This is a genomic window from Streptomyces sp. DH10 (genome assembly GCF_029813805.1).
Lineage (GTDB): Bacteria > Actinomycetota > Actinomycetes > Streptomycetales > Streptomycetaceae > Streptomyces > Streptomyces coeruleofuscus.
Map to the genome: position 1 here is coordinate 488,261 of NZ_JARVKU010000004.1, position 25,401 is coordinate 513,661.

The following is a 25,401-nucleotide window of genomic DNA, read 5'->3' on the forward strand; positions in this document are numbered from 1 at the left end:
AGTGGACCTGCACTTCGGCGACAGCAAACCGACGGACGACGAACGGGCGGCCGTCGACGCCCTGCTGGGCCCTCCGGAGTCCTCATGGGAGGGCGCCGACCGCTCCGACGCGGACCTGAGGTGGGCCCGCGGCGGACGTGAGGCCCGGGACCGCCGCGACCTGCTGTTGCCGGGGCTGCACGCGATCAACGACCGGGTCGGCTGGATCAGCGACGGCGCCCTGGACTACCTGTGCCGGCGGCTGACGGTGCCGCCGGCGGAGGCGTACGGGGTCGCCACCTTCTACGCCATGTTCTCCGTCAAGCCGCGTCCGGCGACCGTGCTCCACGTGTGCACGGACCTGGCGTGCGCGGCGGCCGGGGCGCCGGAGCTGTGCGCGGGGGTCGAGGAGCGGCTGGGCCCGGGCAGCGGGGTCGCGGTCGAGCGCAGCCCCTGCCTCGGCCTGTGCGAACGCGCCCCGGCCACGCTCGCGATCAGGGCCGGGGATCCGGTGCGGACGGCGGTGTCGGCACCGGCGACCGTGGAACGGGCCGTCCTCGCCGCGAGTGCCCCAGATTCGGCGCCGGAGGAGCCCCCGGCCGCGCTCGCGGTGCCCCAGGCCGGGCAGGAGGGCCTGATGCTGCTGCACCGCGTCGGCGTGGTCGACCCGGCGTCCCTGGACGACTACCGCGCCCACGGCGGCTACACGGCCCTGCGCCGGGCCTTCGAGCTGGGCCCCGCCGGGGTCATCCGCGAGGTCACCGACTCGGGCCTGGCCGGGCGCGGCGGCGCGGCTTTCCCGACCGGCCGCAAGTGGCAGGCCACGGCGTCCCAGCCGGACCACCCGCACTACCTCGTCTGCAACGCCGACGAGTCCGAGCCGGGCACCTTCAAGGACCGCGTGCTCATGGAAGGGGACCCGTACGCGCTGGTCGAGGCCATGACGATCGCCGGGTACGCGACGGGCGCCCACAAGGGCTACCTCTACCTGCGCGGCGAGTACCCGCGCGCCCTGCACGTCCTGGAGCACGCGATCGGGCAGGCACGCGCGCGCGGCCTGCTCGGCGACGACGTCCTCGGCCAGGGCTACGCCTTCGACATCGAGATCCGGCGCGGTGCGGGCGCCTACATCTGCGGTGAGGAGACGGCCCTGTTCAACTCCATCGAGGGCTACCGGGGCGAGCCCCGCTCGAAGCCGCCGTTCCCCGTGGAGAAGGGCCTGTTCGGCAAGCCGACGGTCGAGAACAACGTCGAGACGCTGGTCAACGTGCTGCCGGTCCTGACGAGGGGCGCCCCGGCGTACGCGGCGATCGGCACGGGCCGGTCCACCGGGCCGAAGCTGTTCTGCGTGTCCGGGAGTGTGGAGCGGCCGGGCGTCTACGAGCTGCCGTTCGGCGCGACGCTGGGCGATCTGCTCGCCCTCGCCGGGGTGCGGCACGGGCTGCGGGCGGTGCTGCTCGGCGGCGCGGCGGGCGGCTTCGTACGGGCCGACGAGCTGGACATCCCGCTCACCTTCGAAGGGACACGGGAGGCGGGCACGACGCTCGGCTCGGGGGTCGTCATGGCCTTCGACGACAGCGTGCCCCTCCCCCGGCTCCTGCTGCGCATCGCGGAGTTCTTCCGCGACGAGTCGTGCGGGCAGTGCGTGCCCTGCCGGGTCGGGACCGTGCGGCAGGAGGAGGCGCTGCACCGGATCGTGGAGCGCACCGGCGCCGCCGCGGCCGGGGACATCGCCCTGCTCAGGGAGGTCGGCCGCGCGATGCGGGACGCCTCGATCTGCGGTCTGGGGCAGACCGCGTGGAACGCCGTGGAATCCGCCATCGACCGTCTGGGGGCGTACGAATGACCGTCACACCGCTGGGGATCCCGCGCCGCGTGCTGGAGTTCACGATCGACGGCGAGGAGGCCAGGGTCCCCGAGGGCTCGACGATCCTCGACGCCTGCCGGGCGGCCGGGAAGGACATCCCGACCCTGTGCGAGGGCGACACCCTGCGGCCGAAGAACGCCTGCCGGGTCTGCGTCGTCGAGGTCGAGGGGGCCCGCACCCTCGTCCCGGCCTGCTCCCGCAAGGCCGAGCCGGGCATGGAGGTCCGCACCGACACCGAGCGGGCCCGGCACAGCCGGAAGGTCGTCCTCGAACTGCTCGCGTCCTCGGTCGACCTGTCGACGACACCGCGGGTAGCCGAGTGGCTCAAGGAGTACGAGGCCAAGCCGGACCGCTTCGGCCCGGACGCGGCCCGCCTCAACGAGGAACCGAAGATCGACAACGACTTGTACGTACGCGACTACGACAAGTGCATCCTCTGCTACAAGTGCGTCGACGCCTGCGGCGACCAGTGGCAGAACACCTTCGCGATCTCGGTCGCCGGGCGCGGTTTCGACGCCCGGATCGCCGTGGAGCACGACGCCCCGCTGACCGACTCGGCGTGCGTGTACTGCGGGAACTGCATCGAGGTGTGCCCGACGGGCGCGCTGTCCTTCAAGTCCGAGTTCGACATGCGCGCGGCGGGTACGTGGGACGAGTCGCGGCAGACGGAGACGACCACGGTGTGCGCGTACTGCGGAGTGGGCTGCAACCTCACGCTGCACGTGCAGGACAATGAGATCGTGAAGGTCACGTCACCGCACGACAACCCGGTGACCCACGGCAACCTCTGCATCAAGGGCCGCTTCGGCTACCAGCACGTACAGAACCGGGGCTGATCAGGACATGGGACGAGTCACGGAACGACGCAAGGTGCTCCGCATCCGCGACGGGGCGGTCTCCAGCCGTCCGGACACGCTCGTCGCCGAGGAGCCCCTGGAGATCCGGCTGAACGGCAAGCCCCTGGCGATCACCATGCGCACGCCGGGCGACGACTTCGCGCTGGCGGCCGGCTTCCTCGTGAGCGAGGGGGTGCTGGGCGTGCAGCAGGACCTCCGGAACATCGTCTACTGCGCAGGGGCCACGGTCGACGGCTCGAACACGTACAACGTGGTCGACGTGCAGACGGCCCCCGGGGTGGTGATCCCCGACATCACGCTGGAACGGAACGTCTACACGACGTCCTCCTGCGGTCTGTGCGGCAAGGCCTCGCTGGACGCGGTGCGCACCACGGCCCGCTGGCCCATCGCCGACACTCCCCCGGTGCGGGTCACTCCCGAGCTGCTCGCGAGCCTGCCCGACCGGCTGCGCGCGGCCCAGCGGGTCTTCGACCGGACCGGGGGCCTGCACGCGGCGGCACTCTTCTCGGAGGAGGGCGAGCTGCTGGACGTCCGGGAGGACGTGGGCCGGCACAACGCGGTCGACAAGCTGGTCGGCCGCGCCCTGCAGAACGGGGACCTGCCGCTGTCCCGGACGATCCTGCTCGTCTCGGGCCGGGCCTCCTTCGAGCTGGCGCAGAAGGCCGTGATGGCCGGTATGCCGGTCCTGGCGGCGGTGTCCGCCCCGTCCTCGCTGGCGGTGGACCTGGCCGCCGAGACGGGCCTGACGCTGGTGGGCTTCCTGAGGGGCAGCTCCATGAACGTGTACGCGGGTGAGGACCGTATCGCCCTGCGGGCCGCGGCCGCCCAGGGCTGAGCAGGTTCCCCCGCGACACGGCGGCGGGGCCCCGACCGGCGGGGAGCGCCCCCTGCGCCGCAGGGGCCCCGTCTCGGCCCGGCCCCGGCGGAGCGGCGGTCAGTGACCTGTGCCGGATATGCGCCGCAGCATGCCCGTGAACTGCTCGCGTTCGGCCTCCGAGAGCGGGGCGAGCAGCTCGTCGTTGGCCGCGCGGGCCGCCTTCTCGCAGCGCGTCAGCAGCCGGGCTCCCCGGGGGGTGAGGGACACGGCGTTCTTCCGCCGGTCCTTCGGGTCCGGCTCGCGCACCACCAGTTCCGCGGCCTGGAGGTCGTTCAGGACGCCGACCAGGTCCTTGGGGTCCAGCCCGACCCCGCGCCCGAGGTCGGCCTGCGCGACGGGGGCCAGGTCGCGGACGGCGGACAGCACCACGTGGTGCCACATCCGCATGTCCTGCTCGGCCAGCGCCTCGGCCACCAGGGCACGGCCGCGGGCGGCGGCGCGGCCGAGCAGCCAGCTGGGCAGGGAGCGGATCGCGGGGAGGGGGGCTTCCGACATGGCCGCAGCCTAACCAAGAAATCGTTGGTTCTCCCTATGATCCTCCTATACCGTTGGGCACCCCAACGAGTTCGCGGGGACCACCAACGACATCCGGAGGTGCGATGCGCCGCGTCCGCTACGAATCCCGAGGCGCCCCCCTGCTCCTGGAGGAGGCACCGGTCCCCCAGCCCGGCCCCGGAGAACTGCTCGTACGCGCGGAGGCGATCGGCGTCACGCTCCCGGTCGTCCGCAAGGTCACCGAGGCGGCGGAGCCGGTCCCGCTCGGCGGCGAGATCGCCGGGGAGGTCACGGCCGTCGGCGAGGGCGTCACCCGCTTCGGCACCGGCGACCGCGTGACAGGGCTCTGCTTCGGCCATGGCTACGCCGACTTCGCGCTCCTGCACGAGGCCATGGCCTCCCCGGTCCCGGCGGACGCCGACGCCGTCACGGCCGTGGCCCTGGTCCGCAGCGGCCTGGTCGCCCTCGGCGCCCTGGAGGCCGCACGGCCCGAGCCGGGCGAGGCGGCCCTGGTCACCGCCGCGGCGAGCGGTGTCGGACACCTGGCCGTGCAATTGGCCAGGACGCGGGGCGCCGGGCGGGTGGTGGGGGCCGTCTCCGACCCGGCCAAGGCCGGCTTCGTCCGCGGCCTCGGCGCCGACCACGTCGTCACCTACGGCGACGACACCTGGGGCGCCCCGGTCGACTACGCCCTGGACGCGGTCGGCGGCGAGCTGCTCACCCCGGCCCTCGCCGCGCTCGCCCCGGAGGGGCGGCTGGTGGCGTACAGCTCGGGCGGCGGCACCGTCCAGGCGTACGACCTGCTCGCCGGCGCCAAGTCGGTGATCGGGTTCCAGATGGCCCGTGTCGCGCGCGGGAAACCGGAGTTGTACGAGCAGTGGCGCGAGGAACTGTGGCGGCTGTTCGCCGCCGGAGAGGTCAGGCCCGTCGTGCACGGGGAGTTCGCCCTTCAGGACGCGGCGAAGGCACACGGGGAGATCGAGGCGAGGGCCAACCTCGGCAAGGTCGTCCTGATCCCCTGACGCACGCTCCTTGTGGGGGGTCTGTGAAGCCAAGTACCGTCTGTGGCCCCACACATGGGACGTGGGATGTCCGATTGACCGAATGTCCGTTCCCCGGACTTCTGGTCCCCGGATTGCCGTTCCCATGCCTCGGTGGTCCAGCCGACAGACGCATGAAGGGCAGGTCGCACCATGCCGTCAAGTCTTCGCGCACGTCTGAGATCCACCCTGACAGCCGTCCTCACCGCCGCGGCGCTGTTCGCGCCCACGGGCCCGGCCCATGCCCAACCCTCCGTAGAATTACCGGAGTTCGACCAGCAGGTCCTCTTCAAGGCCTCCCAGGACCCCGGTTACGCGTGCTTCCGGATCCCGGCGATCGTGCGGACCACGGCCGGCACGCTGCTCGCCTTCGCCGAGGGCCGCGTCCTCAACTGCGGTGACGCGGCCGACATCGACATCGTCCTCAAACGCTCCACCGACGGCGGCCGCACCTGGGGACCGCTCCAGGTCGTCAACGAGGGTGCGGGCGACACGCACGGCAACCCGGCGCCCGTCGTGGACCGCAGGACCGGCCGGATCCTGCTGGCCGAGACGTACAACACGGGCCGTACGGACGCCGGCAACTGCACCGTTCCCTGCGACCGCACCCCGCACCTCCAGTACAGCGACGACGACGGCCGGACCTGGTCCGAGCCGCGCGACCTGAGCGACGAGATCCTGCCCGAGCACTGGAACTCCTGGTACGCCACCGGGCCCGTGCACGGCATCCAGCTCACCCGCGGCAAGCACGCCGGGCGGCTGGTGTTCGGCGTCAACACCGAGACGTGGGACGGCAGCCGGGTCACCGCGAACCACGCCGCGCTCATCGTCAGCGACGACGGCGGCGACCACTGGCGGATCGGCGCCACCGACTCCTGGCCGATACCGCAGGACGGCATGTTCCGGCAGAAGCCGTCCGAGGTGACGCTCACCGAACGGGCCGACGGGGCCGTCCTCGTCAGCGGCCGGGAACAGGACGGCACCGACCTGGGGCACCGCTCCCAGACCCTCAGTCTGGACGGCGGCGACAGCTTCGCCACGCCGTTCCGGGCTCTCCCGGACCTCTACACCCCGCAGGTGCAGGGCGCGACGCTGCGCCTCGGCCACCGGCTGCTGCTGTCCGCCCCGGCCGATCCCGACCGCCGCCGGACGATGATGGTCCGCTCCTCCTACGACGGCGGGCGCACCTGGGACAGCGTGGACCGGGGCACGGTCGTCACCACGGACTGGTCCGGCTACTCCGACATGGCGGCGGTCGACTCCTCGACGATGGGCCTGCTGTACGAGGGCGGCGCGGTCGACGCCCGCGACGAGATCCGCTTCGCCCGCTTCACCGAGGACTGGCTGAAACCGCGTCGTGGCGCCGACCCGACCACCCGCGACGCGGCGCCGGGTGCGCGGCCCGCGGCCGTGCTCGGCGATGCCGGGCGCACGGCCGGTGTCCGCGGCAGCGCGCTGTCCTTCGACGGCACCGACGACGCCGTACGCCTGCCGTACCGGTCCCGGCTGCCGCTCGGCGAGGGGGACTTCACGGCCTCGCTGTTCTTCCGCTACACGGCCACGACCGGCGAACAGCCCTTCCTGTGGATGGGCGGCATCGGCAGCACCCAGCCGCAGATCTGGCTGCGCGGGGAGCCGGCGAGCGACCGGGTCCGGGCGCTCATCACCACCCGGTCGGGCGCGGCGACCGTCAGGACGGCCTCGGTGTGGACCGCCGGCGCCCACAACGACGGCCGCTGGCACCACCTGGTCCTGCGCCGGGGCGGCGGGCAACTGACCCTCTTCCTCGACGGCACGCCGATCAGCACCCCGGACGTGCCGGGCTCGGTCAGCCGTAACTCCCCGTTCGGCGTGCACATCGGCCAGCGCATGGACAGCCGGGCGTTCCTCACGGGGGCGATCGACGACGTCCGCGTCTGGAACCGGGCCCTCACCGACAGGGAGTTGGGCGCCGGCACCAAGGGCGCGGCCGCCAGGGGCACGGTCCTGTGGCTCCCCATGGACCGGGTGAGCGGCAGCAACTAACGTCACGGTACGTGCCCGACGACGCAGAAGCAGCACGAGCACGACAGCGCACGGGAACCGGGATCGGCCTGCTGCTGGTCCTGGTTCTCGGGGCCGCGCTGCTCATCGCCCTGCCGGAGGACGAGAGTCCGGACGGCGACGCCGCCTGCCGGGCGCGCACCGTCCGCTCCTGGCAGGCGGACGACGGCCTCACCGCCGAGTTCGCCCGCTACGGCGACGACGCGACCCGCACCGACGACTGGACCGGCGGTGACGGCACCCACTCGGTGCGGCTGCCGGACGGCCGGGTGCTGTGGCTGTTCTCCGACACCTATCTGGGCCGGGTGTACGGCCCGCCCAACCCGGCCGGCGAGTCCCACGCCTGGCGGGACACCACCGCGCCGCTGGTGCGCAACTCGGCCGTGCTGATGCGCGACGGCCGGCTGGAGACCACCCTCCCCGCCCCGCTCTTCGCCGACCCGGCGCCGGGCCAGTGGCGCTGGCCGGTCGCCGCCCGCGTCGAACCCCGCTCCCCCGGCTCTTCGGAGCAGGTCGTCCGGGTGCTGCTGTGGGTGCGCACGGCCGGCCAGGCCCCGTGGATCTACGGCGTGCCCACCGCGACGGAGGTCGCCACGCTGTCGCTGCCCGATCTGCGCCTGGAGTCGGTCGTCAGGGTGCTGGACCAGCAACTGGTCCCGGACCCGTCCCGGCGGGTGCTGTTCGGCACGACGCTGGTCGAGGAGGACGGCTGGACGTACGTCTTCGGCGGCGACGACGGCCAGGCCGCCTCCCGCCCGGCCTCGCACGCGTACGTGGCGCGGGTGCCGGAGGGCAGCCTCGGGGACCCGGCGGCCTGGCGGTACTGGACCGGCTCGTCCTGGGCGGCCGCCGCCCGCCCCCGGCCGGTGCTCGGGGACGGGCAGCGCAGGGGTGTGGGCAGCGCGTTCTCGGTCGTCCGGGACGGCGGGACGTACGTGCTGTTCACGATGGCCGCGGGCACGAAGGGCCTGACCACCGTGGCCTCGTACTGGGCGTGCTCCCCGGCCGGGCCGTGGCACGGGCCCGCGAAGGAGTTCAGCCCGTCGCTGCCGCAGGGCCAGGTGGCCGCCTACAACCCGCAGGCGCACCCGGTGCTGAGCGGCGACGGGCGTCTCGTGCTGAGCTACGACGTCAACTGGCTGGAGACGACGGGCGCCGCCGCCCAGCTCAGCCGGAACGTGTCCCTGTACCGACCCCGGTTCGTGACGCTGCGGCTGGCTCCGGCCCGGTGACCTCCGGGCGGGGGTCGTGCGAGCGGCGCTTGGCGATCACCGCGCAGACCATCAGCTGCATCTGGTGGAAGAGCATCAGCGGCAGCACGGCCAGCGAGGCCTGCGGGCCGAACAGGACGCTCGCCATGGGCAGCCCGGCGGCCAGGGACTTCTTCGAGCCGGCGAACTGGAGGGTGATCCGGTCCTCCCGGACGAAGCCCAGTGCCTTGCCGCCGTACCAGGTCAGCACCAGCATCACGGCGAGGATCACGGCCTCGACGACGAGCAGCCCGCCCAGCCGGAGGGGGCTGACCTGGTGCCAGATGCCCTGGACCATGCCCTGGCTGAACGCGGTGTAGACGACGAGCAGGATCGAGCCGCGGTCCACCAGCGAGAGGACCTTCTTGTGCCGGGTGACGAAGCCGCCGATCCAGCGGCGCAGCAGCTGCCCGGCGAGGAACGGCACGAGCAGTTGCAGCACGATCTTCAGCAGTGAGTCGGCGGAGAACCCGCCCCCGCTGCCGCCGAGCAGCGAGGCCGCGAGCAGCGGGGTGGCGATGATGCCGACGAGGGAGGAGAAGGAGCCCGCGCAGATCGCGGCGGGCACGTTGCCGCGGGCCATCGAGGTGAAGGCGATCGAGGACTGCACGGTCGACGGGACGAGCGTGAGGAAGAGCAGGCCCTGATAGAGCGGATGCGTCAGGATCACCGGCACCAGCCCGCGGGCCGCCAGGCCGAGCAACGGGAAGACGACGAAGGTGCAGGCCAGGACGGTGACGTGGAGCCTCCAGTGGCGCAGCCCGTCCAGCGCCTCGCGGGTGGACAGCCGGGCGCCGTAGAGGAAGAACAGCAGGGCGATCGCCGCCGTGGAGGCACCGGACGCGACGTCGGCGACCGTCCCGCGCGCCGGGAACAGGGCGGCGACGCCCACCGTCGCGAGGAGGAGAAGGATGTACGGGTCGATCGGCATCCGACGCGGCCGGCGCAGGCGTTTCACGGTGCTCCACTTGCTCGGGACTTACGGGCGGTACATACGTGCGGTACTCATCTGCGGTGCGGGGCCGGTACGGCCCCCTTCCATCCTGCTCCCCGTCCCGGCGATCGGGAATCCCGCATACCGCTCTCACTGTCATCACGTTCAGCGATAGCCTGGCGGGCATGTACGACCCCTCCCATCTGCGCACCTTCCTGTCGGTGGCGCAGACGCTGAGCTTCACGCAGGCCGCCCGGCGGCTCGGGCTGCGGCAGTCCACCGTCAGCCAGCACGTGCGGCGGCTGGAGGACGCCACCGGCCGGACGCTGTTCACCCGGGACACGCACTCGGTGGAGCTCACGGAGGACGGCGAGGCCATGCTCGGGTTCGCGCGCCGCATCCTGGAGGTGCACGAGCAGGCGACGGCGTTCTTCACGGGCACCCGGCTGCGCGGCCGGCTGCGCTTCGGCGCCTCGGAGGACTTCGTGCTGACCCGGCTGCCGGAGATCCTCGAGGGCTTCCGGCACGACCACCCGGAGGTCGACCTGGAGCTCACGGTCGAGCTGTCGGGCACGCTGCACGAGCAGCTCGCCGCCGGGAAGCTGGACCTGGTCCTGGCCAAGCGGCGGCCGGAGGACCCGCGCGGCGAGCTGGTCCGGCACGACAGGCTGGTGTGGATCGGCGCGGAGCGCCTCCGGCTCGACCCGGACCGTCCCGTGCCGCTGATCGTCTATCCGCCGCCGGGCATCACCCGCGCGCTCGCCCTGGAGGCGCTGGAGCGGCAGGGCCGCGAGTGGCGCGTGGTGTGCACCAGCGGCTCTCTCAACGGCCTCGTCGCAGCGGCCCGGGCGGGGCTCGGGGTGATGGCCCACTCCCGCGGCCTCATCCCGCCGGGCCTGGTCCGGGTCCCGGACCGGGCGGGGCTGCCGGAACTCGGCCAGGTCGACTTCGTCGTGGTCCACGGCCGGCGCCGCCCCTCCGCCCAGGGCGCGGCGGACGCCCTGGCCGCGGCGATCCTGTCGGGCGGTGACCGGCTGAACCGCAGTGACGAAATCCGCCCCCGGGGCGCTGACAGAAGAGACGGCCGGGCACCACGCACGAGGAGCCTCGGGCCGTAACGGGTCGTACAGATTCGGTGGAGATTACGGCTCCGAAACTTACTCAACCGTCAGGATTCTGTCCGACCCTTCCCCATGTGAGCGCATTTTCCCTCCCTGACCAGCGCGGACAAGAGCGCTGCTCGTCTTCGCCACCCCTCCCGCCCTCTGCCCCGTTGGGGTAGCTTTCACCGCGCTGTGCGGAGCGTCACTCAACAAAAGCGCTGAGGAGCGGGGAGCGGGGTTTGCGCGAGTTCACCAACCCTCCGTTGGCGTTGGCACCTCCGGTGGGCGGTCTGGCCGACGTGGTCTTCCAGCATGCCCAGGAGGACCCGCTGCACATCGCGCTGGGCCGCAAGGACGAGTCCGGGCAGTGGCGGGACGTCACCAGCGCCGAGTTCCGCGACGAGGTGCTCGCCCTGGCCAAGGGCCTGCTGGCGAGCGGCATCCGGTTCGGCGACCGCGTCGCGATCATGTCCCGTACACGCTACGAGTGGACGCTGTTCGACTACGCGCTGTGGACGATCGGCGCCCAGGTCGTGCCGGTCTACCCGACGTCCTCGGCCGAGCAGTGCTTCTGGATGCTGTACGACGCCGAGGTGACGGCCGCGGTCGTGGAGCACGAGGACCACGCGATGACGATCGCCACCGTCATCGACCGGCTGCCGCAGCTGCGCCGCCTGTGGCAGCTCGACTCCGGCGCCCTGCACGAGCTGTACGACGCCGGCGCGAGCATCGACGACGAGGTGGTGCACCGCCACCGGCAGGCCGTCACCCCCGACTCGGTCGCCACGATCATCTACACCTCGGGCACCACCGGCCGCCCCAAGGGCTGTGTCATCTCGCACGGCAACTTCATGTACGAGGCGGACACCGTCATCGAGCGCTGGGAGCCGGTGTTCCACTCCAAGCGGGGCGACGAGGCCGCCACCCTGCTGTTCCTGCCCCTCGCCCACGTCTTCGGGCGGATGGTCCAGGTCGCCGGGATCCGCGGCAAGGTGAAGTTCGGCCATCAGCCGCAGCTCAACGCGGCGGCCCTGCTGCCCGACCTGGCCGCGTTCAAGCCGACGTTCTTCCTGGCCGTGCCGTACATCTTCGAGAAGGTGTTCAACGCGGCCCGCCGCAAGGCCGAGAAGGAGGGGCGCTCCGGCCCGTTCGAGAAGGCCGTCGACATCGCCATCAAGTACGCGGACGCCATCGAGGCCAAGGCCTGGGGCATCGGCCCCGGCCCCTCCGCCGGCCTGCGCATGCAGCACCAGCTGTTCGACAAGCTCGTCTACTCCAAGATCCGCGCCGCGATGGGCGGCCGCATCAAGCACGCCATGTCGGGCGGTTCGGCCATGGACCGGCGACTCGGCCTGTTCTTCGCCGGGGCGGGCGTGCACATCTACGAGGGGTACGGCCTGACCGAGTCCACGGCCGCGGCGACCGCCAACCCGCCCGACCGCACCCGGTTCGGCACGGTCGGGCAGCCCATCCCGGGCACGACCGTGCACATCGCGGACGACGGCGAGATCTGGCTGCGCGGCCAGAACCTCTTCCAGGGCTACCTCAACAACCCCAAGGCCACCGACGAGACCCTGCACGACGGCTGGCTCGCCACCGGCGACCTCGGCGCGCTCGACGAGGACGGCTACCTCACCATCACCGGCCGCAAAAAGGAGATCCTGGTCACATCGGGCGGCAAGAGCGTTTCGCCCGGCGTGCTGGAGGAACGCGTCCGTGACCACCCACTGGTCAACCAGTGCATCCTCGTCGGCAACGACCGCCCGTACATCGCCGCCCTCGTGACCCTCGACCCGGAGGCCGTGGAGCACTGGCTGACGATGCGGGGCAAGCCGCAGATGTCCGCGGCGGAGCTGGTGCGGGACGCGGATCTGGAGACGGAGGTACGGCGCGCCGTGGTCGCGGCCAACACCCTTGTCTCGCAGGCGGAGTCGATCCGCACCTTCCGCATCCTGGCCCAGCCGTTCACCGAGGAACACGGGTTGCTGACCCCGTCCCTGAAGCTGAAGCGCAAAGCGATCGAAAAGGCGTACGAGAAAGAGGTCGAGGCGCTGTACCGGGCGTGAATTGCCAGGTGACAGACGAATCGCGCGCCTGAATTCTCCCGTCAGGAATGCATCGCGGCTCGTGATCGTTGACGATGGGATGTACACCTGACCACAACCCGAAGGATCGAGAGCTCGTGAGCAAGGTCCCCCCGATCATCCTGAACAACGGCGTCGAGATGCCCCAGCTGGGCTTCGGCGTCTGGCAGGTGCCGGACGACGAGGCCGCGTCGGCCGTCGCGACGGCGCTGGAGGCCGGGTACCGCAGCATCGACACCGCGGCGATCTACGGCAACGAGGAGGGCACGGGCAAGGCCATCGCCGCGTCCGGTCTTCCGCGCGAGGAGCTCTTCGTCACCACGAAGCTCTGGAACGCCGACCAGGGGTACGACTCCACGCTGCGCGCCTTCGACACGTCGCTGGAGAAGCTCGGCCTGGACTTCGTCGATCTGTACCTGATCCACTGGCCGCTGCCGGCCCGGGACACCTACGTCGACACGTACAAGGCGTTCGAGAAGCTGCACGCCGACGGCCGGATCCGGGCCATCGGTGTCTCCAACTTCCTTCCCGAGCACCTGGAGCGGCTGATCGGCGAGACGTCGGTCGTCCCGGCCGTGAACCAGATCGAGCTGCACCCGCACCTCCAGCAGAACGCCGCCCGTGAGTACCACGCGGAGCAGGGCATCGCCACGGAGGCCTGGTCGCCGCTCGGCCAGGGCAAGGGCCTGCTGGAGGTCCCGGCGATCGTGGCCATCGCCCGCAAGCACAACCGCACTCCGGCCCAGGTCGTCCTGCGCTGGCACATCCAGCTGGGCAACGTGGTCATCCCGAAGTCCGTGACGCCGGCGCGGATCAAGGAGAACATCGAGGTCTTCGACTTCAGCCTGGACACGGAGGACCTGGCGGCCATCAGCGCCCTCAACGAGGACCGCCGCCTGGGCCCGGACCCGGCGACGTTCGACGGCGCCTGAGCGTATCCCCCCGACTGCCCGCAGCTCGCCGAGCTGCGGGCAGTCGTGTCAGACAGGTCCTACCCAGCCCGAACCGCCGTGTGCACCGTATGGGCCTCCAGTACGAACACGTCCGCCCGACGGTGCAGGCTCGCCTCGTCATCGGGGTCGAGCAGCCGGTCGAGGGTCGCGAGATCCTCCGCGTCGAGCCCGTCCGTGAGCCTCTCGCGCACGTGTGACAGAGACGCCACGACATAGGCCCGGGCCCGCTCCGACGCGGGTGCGGGCAGGTCGAGCAGGAACGTGTGCGTCCTGGTGTGCTTCAGTCCCGCGGCGGCGAGCAGACCCGGCCAGTCCTCCGTCTCCGCGACATGCCCCGGCAGCTCCGCACGCATCCGCGTGAACCACTGCGCCTCCACCACGTCGATCCGCGCCTGGAGCCCGGGCCGGCCGATGCCGATGTCGCGCGGCAGGTAGCGCGAGGGCAGACCGCCCTCCATCAGGGCCAGCGTGCCGCCGGGCGCCAGCCGCGCCGCGAAGGCGGTGAGCGCGGCCCGCTGGTCGCCGAGGTGGTGCAGGCTGCGGCTCGCCCACAGCAGGTCGGCGGGGTAGTCCAACTCGTCCAGTACGTCGGGGAGTTCACCGGCGATGGCGCTGAAACGGTCGGCGACCCCCAGCCGCTCGGCCCGTGCCCGCGCCCGTTCCAGCAGCGGCTCGGAGCCGTCCACCGCGACGATCCGCGCGCCCGGGAACGTCTCGGCGAACAGACACGACACGACGCCCGGCCCGCTGCCCGCGTCGACGATCAGGCCCGGCTCGGTCACCTCCTGCGCCAGCCAGGCCATGGCCCGCTCGTACAGGGACGCGAACAGCTCAGCCTGCGACTCCAGCCTCGGGCCCATCTCGGCCCAGTCGATGTCCGTATGGCCGTGGTGGTGGCCGTGGCCGTGCGCGTGGTTGTCATCGTGGTCGTGGTCGTGCGCCATGGTGGTCAGCCTCTCCCTCGGATGCCGCCAGCCTGCGCCGACGCACCGGGAGAGGGCCACTGCTCTTGCCGCTCCCGCAAAAGGGATCCGCCGGGGCCGGAGCCCCGGCGGATCCGTGGGGACGGGGTGTCAGCCGGTCAGGACAGCGGCGGGTAGGCGTTCTGCATCAGCTGCCGGAACTGGGCGGAGAACCAGTGCCCGGATATCGGCGCGTCCGGCAGGGCACCGGACGGGTTGTTGCCGTTGCGCGGGTTGCCCTCGTACGTCGGGTCGCACATCCGGTCGAAGCCCTTGCCGTCGGGGTTCGGGATCTCCTTGCTCGCCCCGTCGGACTCGCCCGGGGGCTTCATCCACACGTAGGCGTCGATCCCGGCGGCCGGGCTGGCCTTCGGGCGCTCGCCGAGGCCGGCTCCGGACTGGTTGCACCAGTTGCCGGGGTTGATGCGGCGGTCGTAGCGGCCACCGTCGACGTAGGTGTCGACGGAGGTCTGGGCGCCGGGGCCGGTGGGCCGGTTCGCGCCGCCCCAGCCGTTGCGGGAGGTGTCGATCAGCATGCCGATGCCGGAGTTGAAGCCGACCGAGACCAACTGGTTGCGGAACGCCTGGGCGAAGGACAGCTCGTCGACGTAGCGGTTCCAGTCGACCCACTTCGACTCGCGGACGGACTTGCCGGCCACGTTGTCGGTGATGGAGAAGTGGTCCTCCTTCAGGGCGCTGTAGTTCGCCGTGTTGGTGATGAAGCCGTGGACGTCGTTGACGGTGGCGCCCTCGGCGGTCGCCGCTTCCTTGAACAGGGTCGCGGAGGGAGCGAAGTTGTCGTCCCAGCCGATCCAGCCGTGGTGGCCGGCGTCGACGTAGTTGTAGACGTTCGGCACGTCGCCGAGCTTGTTCAGCGCGTAGCCGACGCCCTTGATGTAGTTGCCGTTGGCCTTCATCACGTCGCACTGCGGGGTGGCCGTCGGGCGGCTGCCGGTGTTGGTGACGAGGTTCGGCAGCGAGTCGATCTCGACGGTGGTGACGATCCGCAGCGAGGAGTACTTCGAGTCGGCGAGGATCGCCTTGATCGGGTCGATGTACTCCGTCTTGTAGCGGCCGATCTCGTCGGCCTTCAGCTCACCGTTGGAGGCGAGGGCGGCGCAGTCACGGCCGGGCAGGTTGTAGATCACGAGCTGGACGACGAGTTCCCCCGAGCCCTTCTGCCGCAGCGCCTCGTCGAGGTGGGCGCGCAGGCCCATCTTGCCGCCGGCGCCGTTGATCGCGGCGATCCGGTCCAGCCAGACACCGGTCGGCTGGTTGGCAATGCGGCTGCCGCCCGGCTCGGCGGCGGCGTTCGCGGACCACTCGGGGTTCACGTACACCTTGGCGCCGTCGTAGGGGTTGTTCACCCGGTTGGCGGGGCCGCCCGGGTCCGGCGGATCCGTGGGGCCGCCGGGACCGCCGCTGTCGACGTTGCAGGTCACACCGTCGAGGATGAAGGTGGCCGGGATCGCGTTGCTGCCGCTGTAGGAGCCCTGGAAGCCGAAGCTGACCGAACCGCCCGTCGCGAGCTGGGCGTTGTAGCTCTCGTTGGCCACGGTGACGTCGGCACCGCTCTGACTGATCTTGGCGTTCCAGCCGCTGGTGACCTTCTGGTTGCCGGCGTACGACCACTTCAGCGACCAGGACGACTTCGCGGCGCTGTTGTTGGTGATGGTCACGGCGGCGGTGAAGCCGGTGTTCCACTGGTTCTGCACCTTGTAGTCGACGGTGCAGGGGACGGCTGCGGTGCCGATGCCGTCCGGGTCGACGGCGAACGCCGTGCCGGTCGCTCCGGCGACCAGGGCCATGGCGGCCAGTAACGCTGTTCTCGTACGGCTCATGAGTGCGGATTTCCCTTTCGGTGGTGGGGGTGTCAGCCGTTCAGGGCGCGCTCCGACAAGGACATGAGGAACCCGGCACCGGCACTCGCGCAGCCGGGGACGACCGCGAGGGCGGCGGCTAAAAGTACTGAACGCGAGGGGTGTCGCATGAGCGACTCCGTGCAGGTCGGGCCCGCCGTGACGGACGCGTCGACTGATGGAACCGCTCCCACTGGTGTCAAGGAAGGTAGCGCCAAGTGTCGGCAAAGAACAGGGGAGTCACTGACTTTCGCTCAACACACGGCGTCGAATCTTTTCGACTCTTCAAGGACCTTGACCGATACCTGACCCGTCCTCACTATGGGAGCGCTCCCACTGGTTCAAGCCTTGACTTCTCCGAGCCGCAAGGAGGAACCAGCACCATGCATCCCCCACCCCGGAGGCGGAGAGCCGTGCGGCGTCTGTGGACCGCCGCGCTCGCAGCTCTCGCGCTTCCGTTGACGATGCTCTCCTCAGGGTCGACCACCGCACAGGCGGCCGCACTTCAGTGCAGTGTCGATTACAAGACGAACGACTGGGGCTCCGGCTTCACCGCGGACCTGACCCTCACCAACCGCGGCACGGACGCCATCGACGGCTGGACGCTGACCTACGCCTACTCCGGCAACCAGAAGCTGGGGAACGGCTGGAACGGCACGTGGTCGCAGTCCGGCCAGAACATCACCGTCAAGAACGCCTCCCACAACGCGCGGGTCGCCGCGGGCGCCGCCGTCTCCACCGGCGCCCAGTTCAGCTACAGCGGCAGCAACACGGCGCCCACGTCCTTCGCGGTCAACGGCACCCCCTGCACCGGCGCTCACCAGCCGCCGATCGCCGTGCTGACCAGCCCGGCCGCCGGCGCCGTCTACACCCAGGGCGAGGAGGTCCCGCTTGCGGCCACCGCGGCCGCCGCGGACAACGCCACCATCAGCAAGGTGGAGTTCTACGACGACACCAAGCTCCTGGGCACGGACACGAGTGCGCCCTACGCGCTGTCCGTCTCGGATTTGACCGTGGGCAGTCACTCCCTGGTGGCGAAGGCGTTCGACAGCATGGGCGCCTCCGCCGACTCCACGCCGGTCGGCATCACGGTCGCCTCGGGTCCGACCGTCGTCGCCTCGCCGCTCCAACTGGGCGTCCAGTCGGGCAAGTCGGGCACGTACGAGGTGAAGCTGTCCAAGCAGCCGGCGTCCAATGTGACGGTGACGTCGGCCAGGGCGAGCGGCAACTCGGGCCTGTCGGTCACGGGCGGCGCCTCGCTCACCTTCACCCCGCAGAACTGGAACACCGCGCAGAAGGTGACCGTCACCGCGGCCGGCTCCGGCACCGGCTCGGCCGTGTTCGAGTCGACGGCGACGGGCCACGCCAAGGCCTCGGTCACCGTCACCCAGCTGGCAGCGAGCAAGGCGTACGACGCCCGCTTCCTCGAGCTCTACGGGAAGATCACCAACCCGGCGAACGGCTACTTCTCCCCCGAGGGCATTCCCTACCACTCGGTCGAGACGCTGATCGTCGAGGCGCCGGACCACGGCCACGAGACCACCTCGGAGGCGTACAGCTACCTCCTGTGGCTCCAGGCCATGTACGGCAAGGTGACGGGTGACTGGTCCAAGTTCAACGGCGCGTGGGATCTCATGGAGAAGTACATGATCCCCACCAAGGCCGACCAGCCGACCAACTCCTTCTACAACGCCTCCAAGCCGGCCACCTACGCGCCCGAGCTGGACACGCCGAACGAGTACCCGGCCAAGCTCGACACCGGCGTCTCGGTGGGCCGGGACCCGATCGCGGCCGAGCTGAAGAGCGCGTACGGCACGGACGACGTCTACGGCATGCACTGGCTCCAGGACGTCGACAACGTCTACGGCTACGGCAACTCGCCCGGCAAGTGCGAGGCGGGTCCCTCGGACACCGGCCCGTCGTACATCAACACCTTCCAGCGCGGCTCGCAGGAGTCGGTCTGGGAGACGGTGCCGCAGCCGACCTGCGACGCCTTCAAGTACGGCGGCAAGAACGGCTATCTGGACCTGTTCACCGGTGACGCCTCCTATGCCAAGCAGTGGAAGTTCACCAACGCGCCGGACGCCGACGCGCGCGCCGTGCAGGCCGCCTACTGGGCGGACCTGTGGGCCAAGGACCAGGGCAAGGGCGGGCAGGTCTCCGCGACGGTCGCCAAGGCGGCCAAGATGGGCGACTACCTGCGCTACTCCATGTTCGACAAGTACTTCAAGAAGATCGGCAACTGCGTCGGACCCTCCACCTGCCCGGCGGGCACCGGCAAGGACGCCTCGATGTACCTGATGTCCTGGTACTACGCCTGGGGCGGCGCCACCGACACCTCGGCCGGCTGGTCCTGGCGCATCGGCTCCAGCCACGCCCACGGCGGCTACCAGAACCCGCTCGCCGCTTACGCGCTGGGCAACTACGCCCCGCTGAAGCCCAAGTCGGCGACGGGCGCGGCCGACTGGGCCAAGTCCATGGACCGGCAGCTGGAGTTCTACCGCTGGCTCCAGTCGGACGAGGGCGCCATCGCCGGCGGCGCGACCAACAGCTGGGCGGGCCGGTACGCGACCCCGCCCGCCGGGAAGTCGACGTTCTACGGCATGTACTACGACGAGAAGCCCGTGTACCACGACCCGCCGTCCAACCAGTGGTTCGGCTTCCAGGCGTGGTCCATGGAGCGGGTCGCCGAGCTGTACCAGCAGACGGGGAACGCGCAGGCCAAGACGGTCCTCGACAAGTGGGTCGACTGGGCACTGTCCGAGACCACGTTCAACCCGGACGGCACGTTCCGTGTCCCGTCGACGCTCCAGTGGTCGGGCCAGCCCGACACCTGGAACGCCTCCAGCCCCGGCTCCAACAGCGGGCTGCACGTCACCGTCGCCGACTACACCAACGACGTCGGTGTGGCGGCCGCGTACGCCAAGACCCTGACGTACTACGCCGACCGCTCCGGTGACACGGAGGCCGCGGCGGCGGCGAAGAAGCTGCTGGACGGTATGTGGGCGAACCACCAGGACGACATCGGGGTCGCCGTCCCGGAGAACCGCGCGGACTACAACCGGTTCGACGACCCGGTGCCCGTCCCGAGCGGCTGGACGGGCACGATGCCGAACGGTGACGCGATCAACTCGTCGTCGACGTTCGAATCGATCCGGTCCTTCTACGAGGACGATCCCGCCTGGTCGAAGATCGAGAGTTACCTCGCGGGCGGTGCGGTGCCGTCGTTCACGTACCACCGGTTCTGGGCTCAGGCGGACATCGCGCTGGCCATGGGCTCGTACGCGGAGCTTCTCGAATAGCCCCCGCCGGGCGCTTAGCGGGGTGGGCGGTACTTCGGGTGCCGGTCCGTTGTGGCCGGTCGCGCAGTTCCCCGCGCCCCCTGACAGCGTCCGAAGCTCTGCGTACGTGGCCCTGCACCTGACGCGGGGCCACGGCCGGGCGGCTCCCCCGCACGGGAGCCGCCCGGCCCTCGCACGTTCCCCCTCCCACGGAAGGAACCCCACCGTGCGAAGAACCCGCATACTCACCGCCGTGCTCGCGCTGGCGGCCGGGCTGTTGTCGGGCGCTCCCGCCGCCCTGGCCGCCGATCCGCCATCGGTGAAGATCGCCGCCGACACCTACTCCTGGAAGAACGCCCGGATCGACGGCGGCGGTTTTGTCCCCGGCATCGTCTTCAACCGGACCGAGAAGAACCTCGCCTACGCCCGGACCGACATCGGCGGTGCCTACCGGTGGCAGGAGGCCTCGAAGACCTGGACGCCGCTGCTGGACTCCGTCGGCTGGGACGACTGGGGGCACACGGGGGTCGTCAGCATCGCGTCCGACTCCGTCGATCCGGACAGGGTGTACGCGGCGGTCGGTACGTACACCAACAGCTGGGATCCGAAGAACGGGGCGGTCATGCGCTCCGCCAACCGTGGGGCGAGCTGGCAGAAGGCGAACCTGCCGTTCAAGCTGGGCGGCAACATGCCGGGGCGGGGCATGGGCGAGCGGCTGGCCGTCGACCCGAACCGCAACAGCGTGCTGTATCTGGGCGCGCCCAGCGGCAAAGGGCTCTGGCGGTCGACGGACTCGGGCGTGACCTGGTCGCAGGTGACGAACTTCCCCAACGTCGGCAACTACGCGCAGGACCCGAGTGACACCAGCGGCTACGCCTCCGACAACCAGGGCATCGTCTGGGTCACCTTCGACGAGTCCACGGGCACCTCGGGCAACGCCACGAAGACGATCTACGTGGGGGTCGCCGACAAGGACAACGCGGTGTACCGCTCGACGGACGCGGGCGCGACCTGGCAGCGGCTGCCCGGGCAGCCCACCGGCCACCTCGCCCACAAGGGCGTCCTGGACGCGAAGAACGGCCACCTCTACCTCGCCTACAGCGACAAGGGCGGTCCGTACGACGGCGGCAAGGGACAGCTGTGGCGGTATGCGACCGGGACGGGGACCTGGAAGGACATCAGCCCGGTGGCGGAGGCCGACACGTTCTACGGCTTCAGCGGACTGACGGTGGACCGGCAGAAGCCGGGCACGGTGATGGCGACCGCGTACAGCGCATGGTGGCCGGACACGCAGATCTTCCGCTCCACGGACAGCGGCGCCACCTGGACCAAGGCCTGGGACTACACGTCGTACCCGAACCGCGAGAACCGCTACACGATGGACGTCTCGTCCTCGCCGTGGCTGACCTGGGGCGCCAACCCGCAGCCGCCCGAGCAGACGCCGAAGCTGGGGTGGATGACGGAAGCCCTGGAGATCGACCCGTTCAACTCGAACCGCATGATGTACGGGACGGGCGCGACGATCTACGGCACCGAGAACCTCACGAACTGGGACAGCGGCGGGAAGTTCGCCGTCAAGCCGATGGTGCAGGGGCTGGAGGAGACGGCGGTCAACGACCTGGCATCACCGCCGTCGGGCGCGCCGCTGCTCAGCGCGCTCGGTGACGTCGGCGGCTTCCGCCACACCGACCTGACGAAGGTCCCGTCGATGATGTTCACACAGCCGAACTTCACGACGACCACGAGCCTGGACTTCGCCGAGTCGAACCCGAACACGGTCGTGAGGGTCGGCAACCTCGACTCCGGTCCGCACATCTCGTTCTCGACGGACAACGGCGCCAACTGGTTCGCGGGGACCGACCCCTCGGGCGTGAGCGGCGGCGGCACGGTCGCGGCGGCGGCCGACGGCAGCCGGTTCGTGTGGAGCCCGCAGGGCGCCGGCGTGCACCACGCGACGGGTTTCGGCACCTCGTGGCAGCCGTCCGGCGGGATCCCCTCCGGGGCGATCGTCGAGTCGGACCGCGTCGACCCGAAGACGTTCTACGGCTTCAAGTCGGGGAAGTTCTACGTCAGTACGGACGGCGGGGCGACGTTCAAGGAGTCCCCTGCGACGGGCCTGCCCGGTGGTGACAGTGTCCGCTTCAAGGCACTGCCCGGCGGGAAGGGCGACGTCTGGCTGGCGGGCGGCGCGAGCGACGGGGCGTACGGCCTGTGGCACTCGACGGACGGCGGCACGAGCTTCACGAAGCTGTCGAACGTCGAGGAGGCCGACACCATCGGCTTCGGCAAGGCGGCACCCGGCGCCTCGCACCAGACGCTCTACACCAGCGCGAAGATCGGCGGCGTGCGCGGCGTCTTCCGCTCCACGGACAAGGGCGCGAGCTGGACACGCATCAACGACGACGCCCACCAGTGGGGCTGGACGGGCGCGGCCATCACCGGTGACCCGAGGGTGTACGGCAGGGTGTACGTGGCGACCAACGGCCGTGGCGTCATCTACGGCGACAGCTCCGACGGCGGCACCACGGGCCCCGGGCCCGGACCCGGCCCGGCCGGTGCCTGCAAGGTGACGTACAAGGTCACCAGCCAGTGGTCGGGCGGCTTCCAGGCGGACGTGCAGGTCACCAACACCGGCACCGGCCCGTGGAACGGCTGGTCCCTGGCCTGGTCCTTCACCGACGGCCAGAAGCTGACCCAGGCGTGGAACGCCGAGGCCGCGCAGTCGGGTTCGACGGTGACGGCGAAGAACGTCGGCTGGAACGGCAACGTGGCGGCGGGCTCGTCCGTGAGCTTCGGCTTCACGGCGAACTCGTCGGGGACGAACGCGAAACCGACCGCGTTCAAGCTGGGTGACCAGAGCTGCACGGTGGCCTGACCCCGCTTCCGAGGGCGTATGCCGGACACGGCATACGCCCTCGGCTTTCTCAAGGGGTGTAGACGGTGGGGCGGGGAGCCGTCGGCATGTTGTTGCCGATGAAGAAGCTCGGGTGCGGGGGCTGGTTGTAAGCCGTGTTCTGCCAGGCGAGGGCGGTGCGGTACTGCGTGTCGTGGAGCAGGGTCGTGATCTTCGTGCTGGTCTCGTGCGGGGTCGAGTGGATGCGCAGGGCCTTGTTGTCGCTGGTGCGCCAGACGACCTCCTCTCGCCAGTCGCCGAGGATGTCACCGGAGAGCGCCGGGGTGGACTTCGTGCCGTTGTTGGAGGAGACGCCGGATCCGGTCAGCAGGCGGGTGTCGCCGGAGGTGCCGTACTTGTCGACGCGGGTGCCGTCGAGGAGTTCGCGGACGGCGTCGCCGTCCCACCAGGACAGGAAGTTGATGCTGGACGGCTCCCGGCCCAGGGAGGCACCGGTCGCCGAGCGCAGGGTGGTGTCGGCCGCGGACCAGGCCTCGGCGCCGGGGCTGCCGGCGTGGATGTCGGCGGCGACGCCACGGCCGTTGTCCGAGCCCGACGCGGTCTGCCACAGGATCTGGCCGGTGCGGGCGTCGGCCATCCAGGAGCCGGGCTTGCTGGAGTCCTCCGAGACCTTGAAGTACTCCAGGCCCGCGCGGGAGGGATTGAGGTCCCCGACGTGGCCGGCGTCGCCGTGGCCCAGCCTGGTCGTCCACAGCCCGTTGCCGTTGTCGTCGACCGTCATCGCCCCGTAGACGATCTCGTCCTTGCCGTCGGCGTCGACGTCCGCGACGGAGAGGCTGTGGTTGCCCTGGCCGTCGTAGCCCTTGCCACTGTTGGTCGAAGAGTTGGTGTCGAACGTCCAGCGGCGGGTGAAGGAGCCGTTCCGCCAGTCCCAGGCGGCGATGACGGTCCGGGTGTAGTAGCCGCGCGCCATGATCAGCGACGGGCGGGAGCCGTCCAGGTACGCCGTGCCCGCCAGGAAGCGGTCGGCACGGTTGCCGTAGTTGTCACCCCAGGAGGAGACGTTGCCGCGGCCCGGGACGTAGTCGACGCTCTGCATCGCCTTGCCGGTCTGCCCGTTGAACATCGTCAGGAACTCGGGGCCGGAGAGCACATAGCCGCTGGAGTTGCGGTGGTCGGCCGAGGAACTGCCGATGACGGCGCCGGTGCCGTCCCTGGTGCCGTCGGCCGTCTTCATGGCGACCTCGGCCTTGCCGTCACCGTCGTAGTCGTACACCTGGAACTGCGTGTAGTGCGCCCCGGAACGGATGTTGCGGCCCAGGTCGATGCGCCACAGCCGGGTGCCGTCGAGCTTGATGCCGTCGACGATGGTGTTGCCGGTGTAGCCCGACTGGGAGTTGTCCTTGGCGTTGGTCGGCTGCCACTTCAGCACGATGTCCAGGGCACCGTCACCGTCGAGGTCGCCGAGGGAGGCGTCGTTGGCCTCATAGGTGTACGCCGAGTTGCCCGGGGCGGTGCCACCGGCCGGCGGGGAGAGGGGGACGTCCTTGTAGCCGGTGCGGAACTGGACGGCGTGCACCGAGTCGCCCTGCTCCACGCCGTTCACGATCGCGCGGACGGTGTAGTCGGCGTGCGAGGGGGCGCCGGAGTGGAAGTAGTTCGTGGAGCCGGTGACCGGGGTCGGGTTGACCTTCGTACCCGCCCGGTAGACGTTGAACGACACGTCGTTCGGGTCGGTTCCCAGCCAGCGCCAGCTGACCAGGTTGCCGCTGCCGGTGTGGACGCTGACCACGCCCCGGTCCAGCTTCTCGACCTGCCGGGCGGTGGCGGCCGCTGCGGTGTCGTCGGTGGCGAACGTGGTCAGGCCGGCGCCGACGAGCGCCGCCGTGACTGCGGCGACGGGGAGGAGCAGACGGCGTCTGCGGTGCCTGTGCGGGTGCTTCACGGGACGGACCTCCTGGAGGGACGGGCGGGTTCCGCCTCTCAGTCGCCGCCGGGTGCGCGGGAGTTGCCGTACCGCCGCGCCAGTTCGGCCACGGTCCTGGCGATCCTCGACCGCAGTTCGTCCGGGGCCAGCACCTCGATGGCCGTGCCCAGGCGCAGGAACTCGGCGTGGGCGTGGTCGACGGACTCGATGGGGACCGTGGCGCGTGTCCAGCCGTCGTCGTCGGTACGTCCGTCGCGCCGTACGGCCTCCCCCGCCGGGCCCGTGAGCGCCGTCCCCGGGGCAAGTCGCACGACCGCCTCCCCGCGGTGCAGCCGGTCATGGAAGCCTCGCTGGTACGCGGCCCAGTACGCGGCCAGCTCGAAGCCCGCGGGTCGGGTGAACTCCTCGTCGCAGGTGGTGAGTTCGAGGATCTGGTCGACCCGGTAGGTACGAGGTCCGGGCCCGGCGACGACGTACCAGCGGCCCGCCTTCAGCACCAGCCCGTAGGGCTCCAGACGGCGCTCCACGTCGGTGGGCTCGCGCCAGCGGCGGTACATAACGTGCAGCACTCGGCTGCTCCAGACGGCGTCCGCCACGGCCGGGAGGTGAGGGACGTCGTCGGCGTCCGTGTACCAGCCGGGGGCGTCCAGGTGGAAGCGGCCGCTGATCCGGTCGGCGTGCGCGCGCAGCTCCGCCGGCAGGGCGGCGCGCACCTTGAGCTGGGCGGCGGCGAGCACGGAACCGAGACCGAGCTGGGCGGCGGGGCCGGGGGCGCCCGCGAGGAAGAGGGCCTCGGCCTCGTCGGCGGTGAGGCCCGTCAGGCGCGTGCGGTAGCCGTCGAGCAGGCGGTATCCGCCCGCGTGACCCGCGTCGCCGTACAGGGGCACCCCGGCCGCCCCGAGGGCCTCCACGTCCCGGTAGACGGTACGGACCGAGACCTCCAGCTCCTCGGCGAGCTGCGCGGCGGTCATCCGGCCGCGGGTCTGGAGCAGCAGGAGGATCGAGACGAGTCGGCTGGACTTCACTGACACAGGAT

17 protein-coding genes are annotated in these 25,401 nt (G+C 71.0%); 11 read left to right on the top strand and 6 right to left on the bottom strand.

Annotated features, from left to right (window positions below; all coding sequences use genetic code 11):
• Window position 1: 1 nt before the first annotated feature.
• Genes QC385_RS11660 through fdhD form a run of 3 tightly spaced genes read left to right on the top strand, consistent with a single transcriptional unit; the run spans window position 2 to window position 3,538 of the window.
• A complete protein-coding gene (locus QC385_RS11660; protein WP_279541188.1) occupies window positions 2-1,825 on the top strand; it encodes an NAD(P)H-dependent oxidoreductase subunit E in 1,824 nt (607 codons plus the stop codon).
• The gene (locus QC385_RS11665; RefSeq protein ID WP_279541189.1) at window positions 1,822-2,682 is read left to right on the top strand and encodes a 2Fe-2S iron-sulfur cluster-binding protein; all 861 of its coding nucleotides are present in this window, start codon (window positions 1,822-1,824) and stop codon (window positions 2,680-2,682) included. Before QC385_RS11660 ends, QC385_RS11665 begins: the two co-directional genes overlap by 4 nt.
• A 7-nt stretch (window positions 2,683-2,689) precedes the next feature.
• Window positions 2,690-3,538: a formate dehydrogenase accessory sulfurtransferase FdhD gene (gene fdhD / locus QC385_RS11670; protein ID WP_279541190.1), complete on the top strand. Its 849-nt coding sequence runs from the start codon at window positions 2,690-2,692 to the stop codon at window positions 3,536-3,538.
• Between the two features lie 99 nt (window positions 3,539-3,637).
• Here fdhD and QC385_RS11675 read toward each other — a convergent pair whose 3' ends face one another.
• A complete protein-coding gene (locus QC385_RS11675; protein WP_279541191.1) occupies window positions 3,638-4,075 on the bottom strand; it encodes a MarR family winged helix-turn-helix transcriptional regulator in 438 nt (145 codons plus the stop codon).
• Between the two features lie 104 nt (window positions 4,076-4,179).
• Between QC385_RS11675 and QC385_RS11680 the strand changes: the two genes are divergently transcribed.
• The 3 genes from QC385_RS11680 to QC385_RS11690 all read left to right on the top strand — a co-directional run bounded on the left by QC385_RS11680 (window position 4,180) and on the right by QC385_RS11690 (window position 8,390).
• Window positions 4,180-5,097: a quinone oxidoreductase family protein gene (locus QC385_RS11680; RefSeq protein ID WP_279541192.1), complete on the top strand. Its 918-nt coding sequence runs from the start codon at window positions 4,180-4,182 to the stop codon at window positions 5,095-5,097.
• A 171-nt stretch (window positions 5,098-5,268) separates the two neighbouring features.
• Window positions 5,269-7,140, top strand: coding sequence for a sialidase family protein (locus QC385_RS11685; RefSeq protein WP_279541193.1), 1,872 nt, complete (start codon window positions 5,269-5,271; stop codon window positions 7,138-7,140).
• Window positions 7,141-7,151: 11 nt separating this feature from the next.
• On the top strand, window positions 7,152-8,390 hold the full coding sequence (locus QC385_RS11690; protein WP_279541194.1) for a DUF4185 domain-containing protein: 1,239 nt from the start codon (window positions 7,152-7,154) through the stop codon (window positions 8,388-8,390).
• Here the strand turns inward: QC385_RS11690 and QC385_RS11695 are convergent.
• On the bottom strand, window positions 8,326-9,339 hold the full coding sequence (locus QC385_RS11695) for a bile acid:sodium symporter family protein (protein ID WP_279541254.1): 1,014 nt from the start codon (window positions 9,337-9,339) through the stop codon (window positions 8,326-8,328). The genes QC385_RS11690 and QC385_RS11695 overlap by 65 nt on opposite strands.
• Before the next feature lie 188 nt (window positions 9,340-9,527).
• Between QC385_RS11695 and QC385_RS11700 the strand changes: the two genes are divergently transcribed.
• From QC385_RS11700 to QC385_RS11710, 3 genes are all read left to right on the top strand, one after another.
• On the top strand, window positions 9,528-10,460 hold the full coding sequence (locus QC385_RS11700) for a LysR substrate-binding domain-containing protein (protein WP_279541195.1): 933 nt from the start codon (window positions 9,528-9,530) through the stop codon (window positions 10,458-10,460).
• 224 nt (window positions 10,461-10,684) lie between these two features.
• Window positions 10,685-12,511, top strand: coding sequence for an AMP-dependent synthetase/ligase (locus tag QC385_RS11705; protein WP_279541196.1), 1,827 nt, complete (start codon window positions 10,685-10,687; stop codon window positions 12,509-12,511).
• 74 nt (window positions 12,512-12,585) lie between these two features.
• Window positions 12,586-13,461, top strand: coding sequence for an aldo/keto reductase (locus QC385_RS11710; protein WP_279541197.1), 876 nt, complete (start codon window positions 12,586-12,588; stop codon window positions 13,459-13,461).
• 59 nt (window positions 13,462-13,520) lie between these two features.
• Here QC385_RS11710 and QC385_RS11715 read toward each other — a convergent pair whose 3' ends face one another.
• Together QC385_RS11715 and QC385_RS11720 are read right to left on the bottom strand one after the other, a co-directional pair.
• Complete coding sequence (locus QC385_RS11715) at window positions 13,521-14,426, bottom strand: class I SAM-dependent methyltransferase (protein ID WP_279541198.1); 906 nt, start codon at window positions 14,424-14,426, stop codon at window positions 13,521-13,523.
• 137 nt (window positions 14,427-14,563) lie between these two features.
• Window positions 14,564-16,285 (bottom strand): glycoside hydrolase family 6 protein, encoded by a 1,722-nt coding sequence (locus tag QC385_RS11720; protein ID WP_279541199.1) that lies wholly within the window; start codon window positions 16,283-16,285, stop codon window positions 14,564-14,566.
• 401 nt (window positions 16,286-16,686) lie between these two features.
• Between QC385_RS11720 and QC385_RS11725 the strand changes: the two genes are divergently transcribed.
• Both QC385_RS11725 and QC385_RS11730 read left to right on the top strand, forming a co-directional pair.
• Entirely contained in the window at window positions 16,687-19,605 is a 2,919-nt protein-coding gene (locus QC385_RS11725; RefSeq protein WP_279541200.1) for a glycoside hydrolase family 48 protein, read from the top strand.
• 205 nt (window positions 19,606-19,810) lie between these two features.
• On the top strand, window positions 19,811-22,459 hold the full coding sequence (locus QC385_RS11730; protein WP_279541201.1) for a cellulose binding domain-containing protein: 2,649 nt from the start codon (window positions 19,811-19,813) through the stop codon (window positions 22,457-22,459).
• A gap of 49 nt (window positions 22,460-22,508) precedes the next feature.
• Here QC385_RS11730 and QC385_RS11735 read toward each other — a convergent pair whose 3' ends face one another.
• Both QC385_RS11735 and QC385_RS11740 read right to left on the bottom strand, forming a co-directional pair.
• Complete coding sequence (locus QC385_RS11735) at window positions 22,509-24,383, bottom strand: rhamnogalacturonan lyase (RefSeq protein WP_279541202.1); 1,875 nt, start codon at window positions 24,381-24,383, stop codon at window positions 22,509-22,511.
• Window positions 24,384-24,421: 38 nt separating this feature from the next.
• Entirely contained in the window at window positions 24,422-25,390 is a 969-nt protein-coding gene (locus tag QC385_RS11740) for a helix-turn-helix transcriptional regulator (protein ID WP_279541203.1), read from the bottom strand.
• Between the last annotated feature and the right edge of the window lie 11 nt (window positions 25,391-25,401).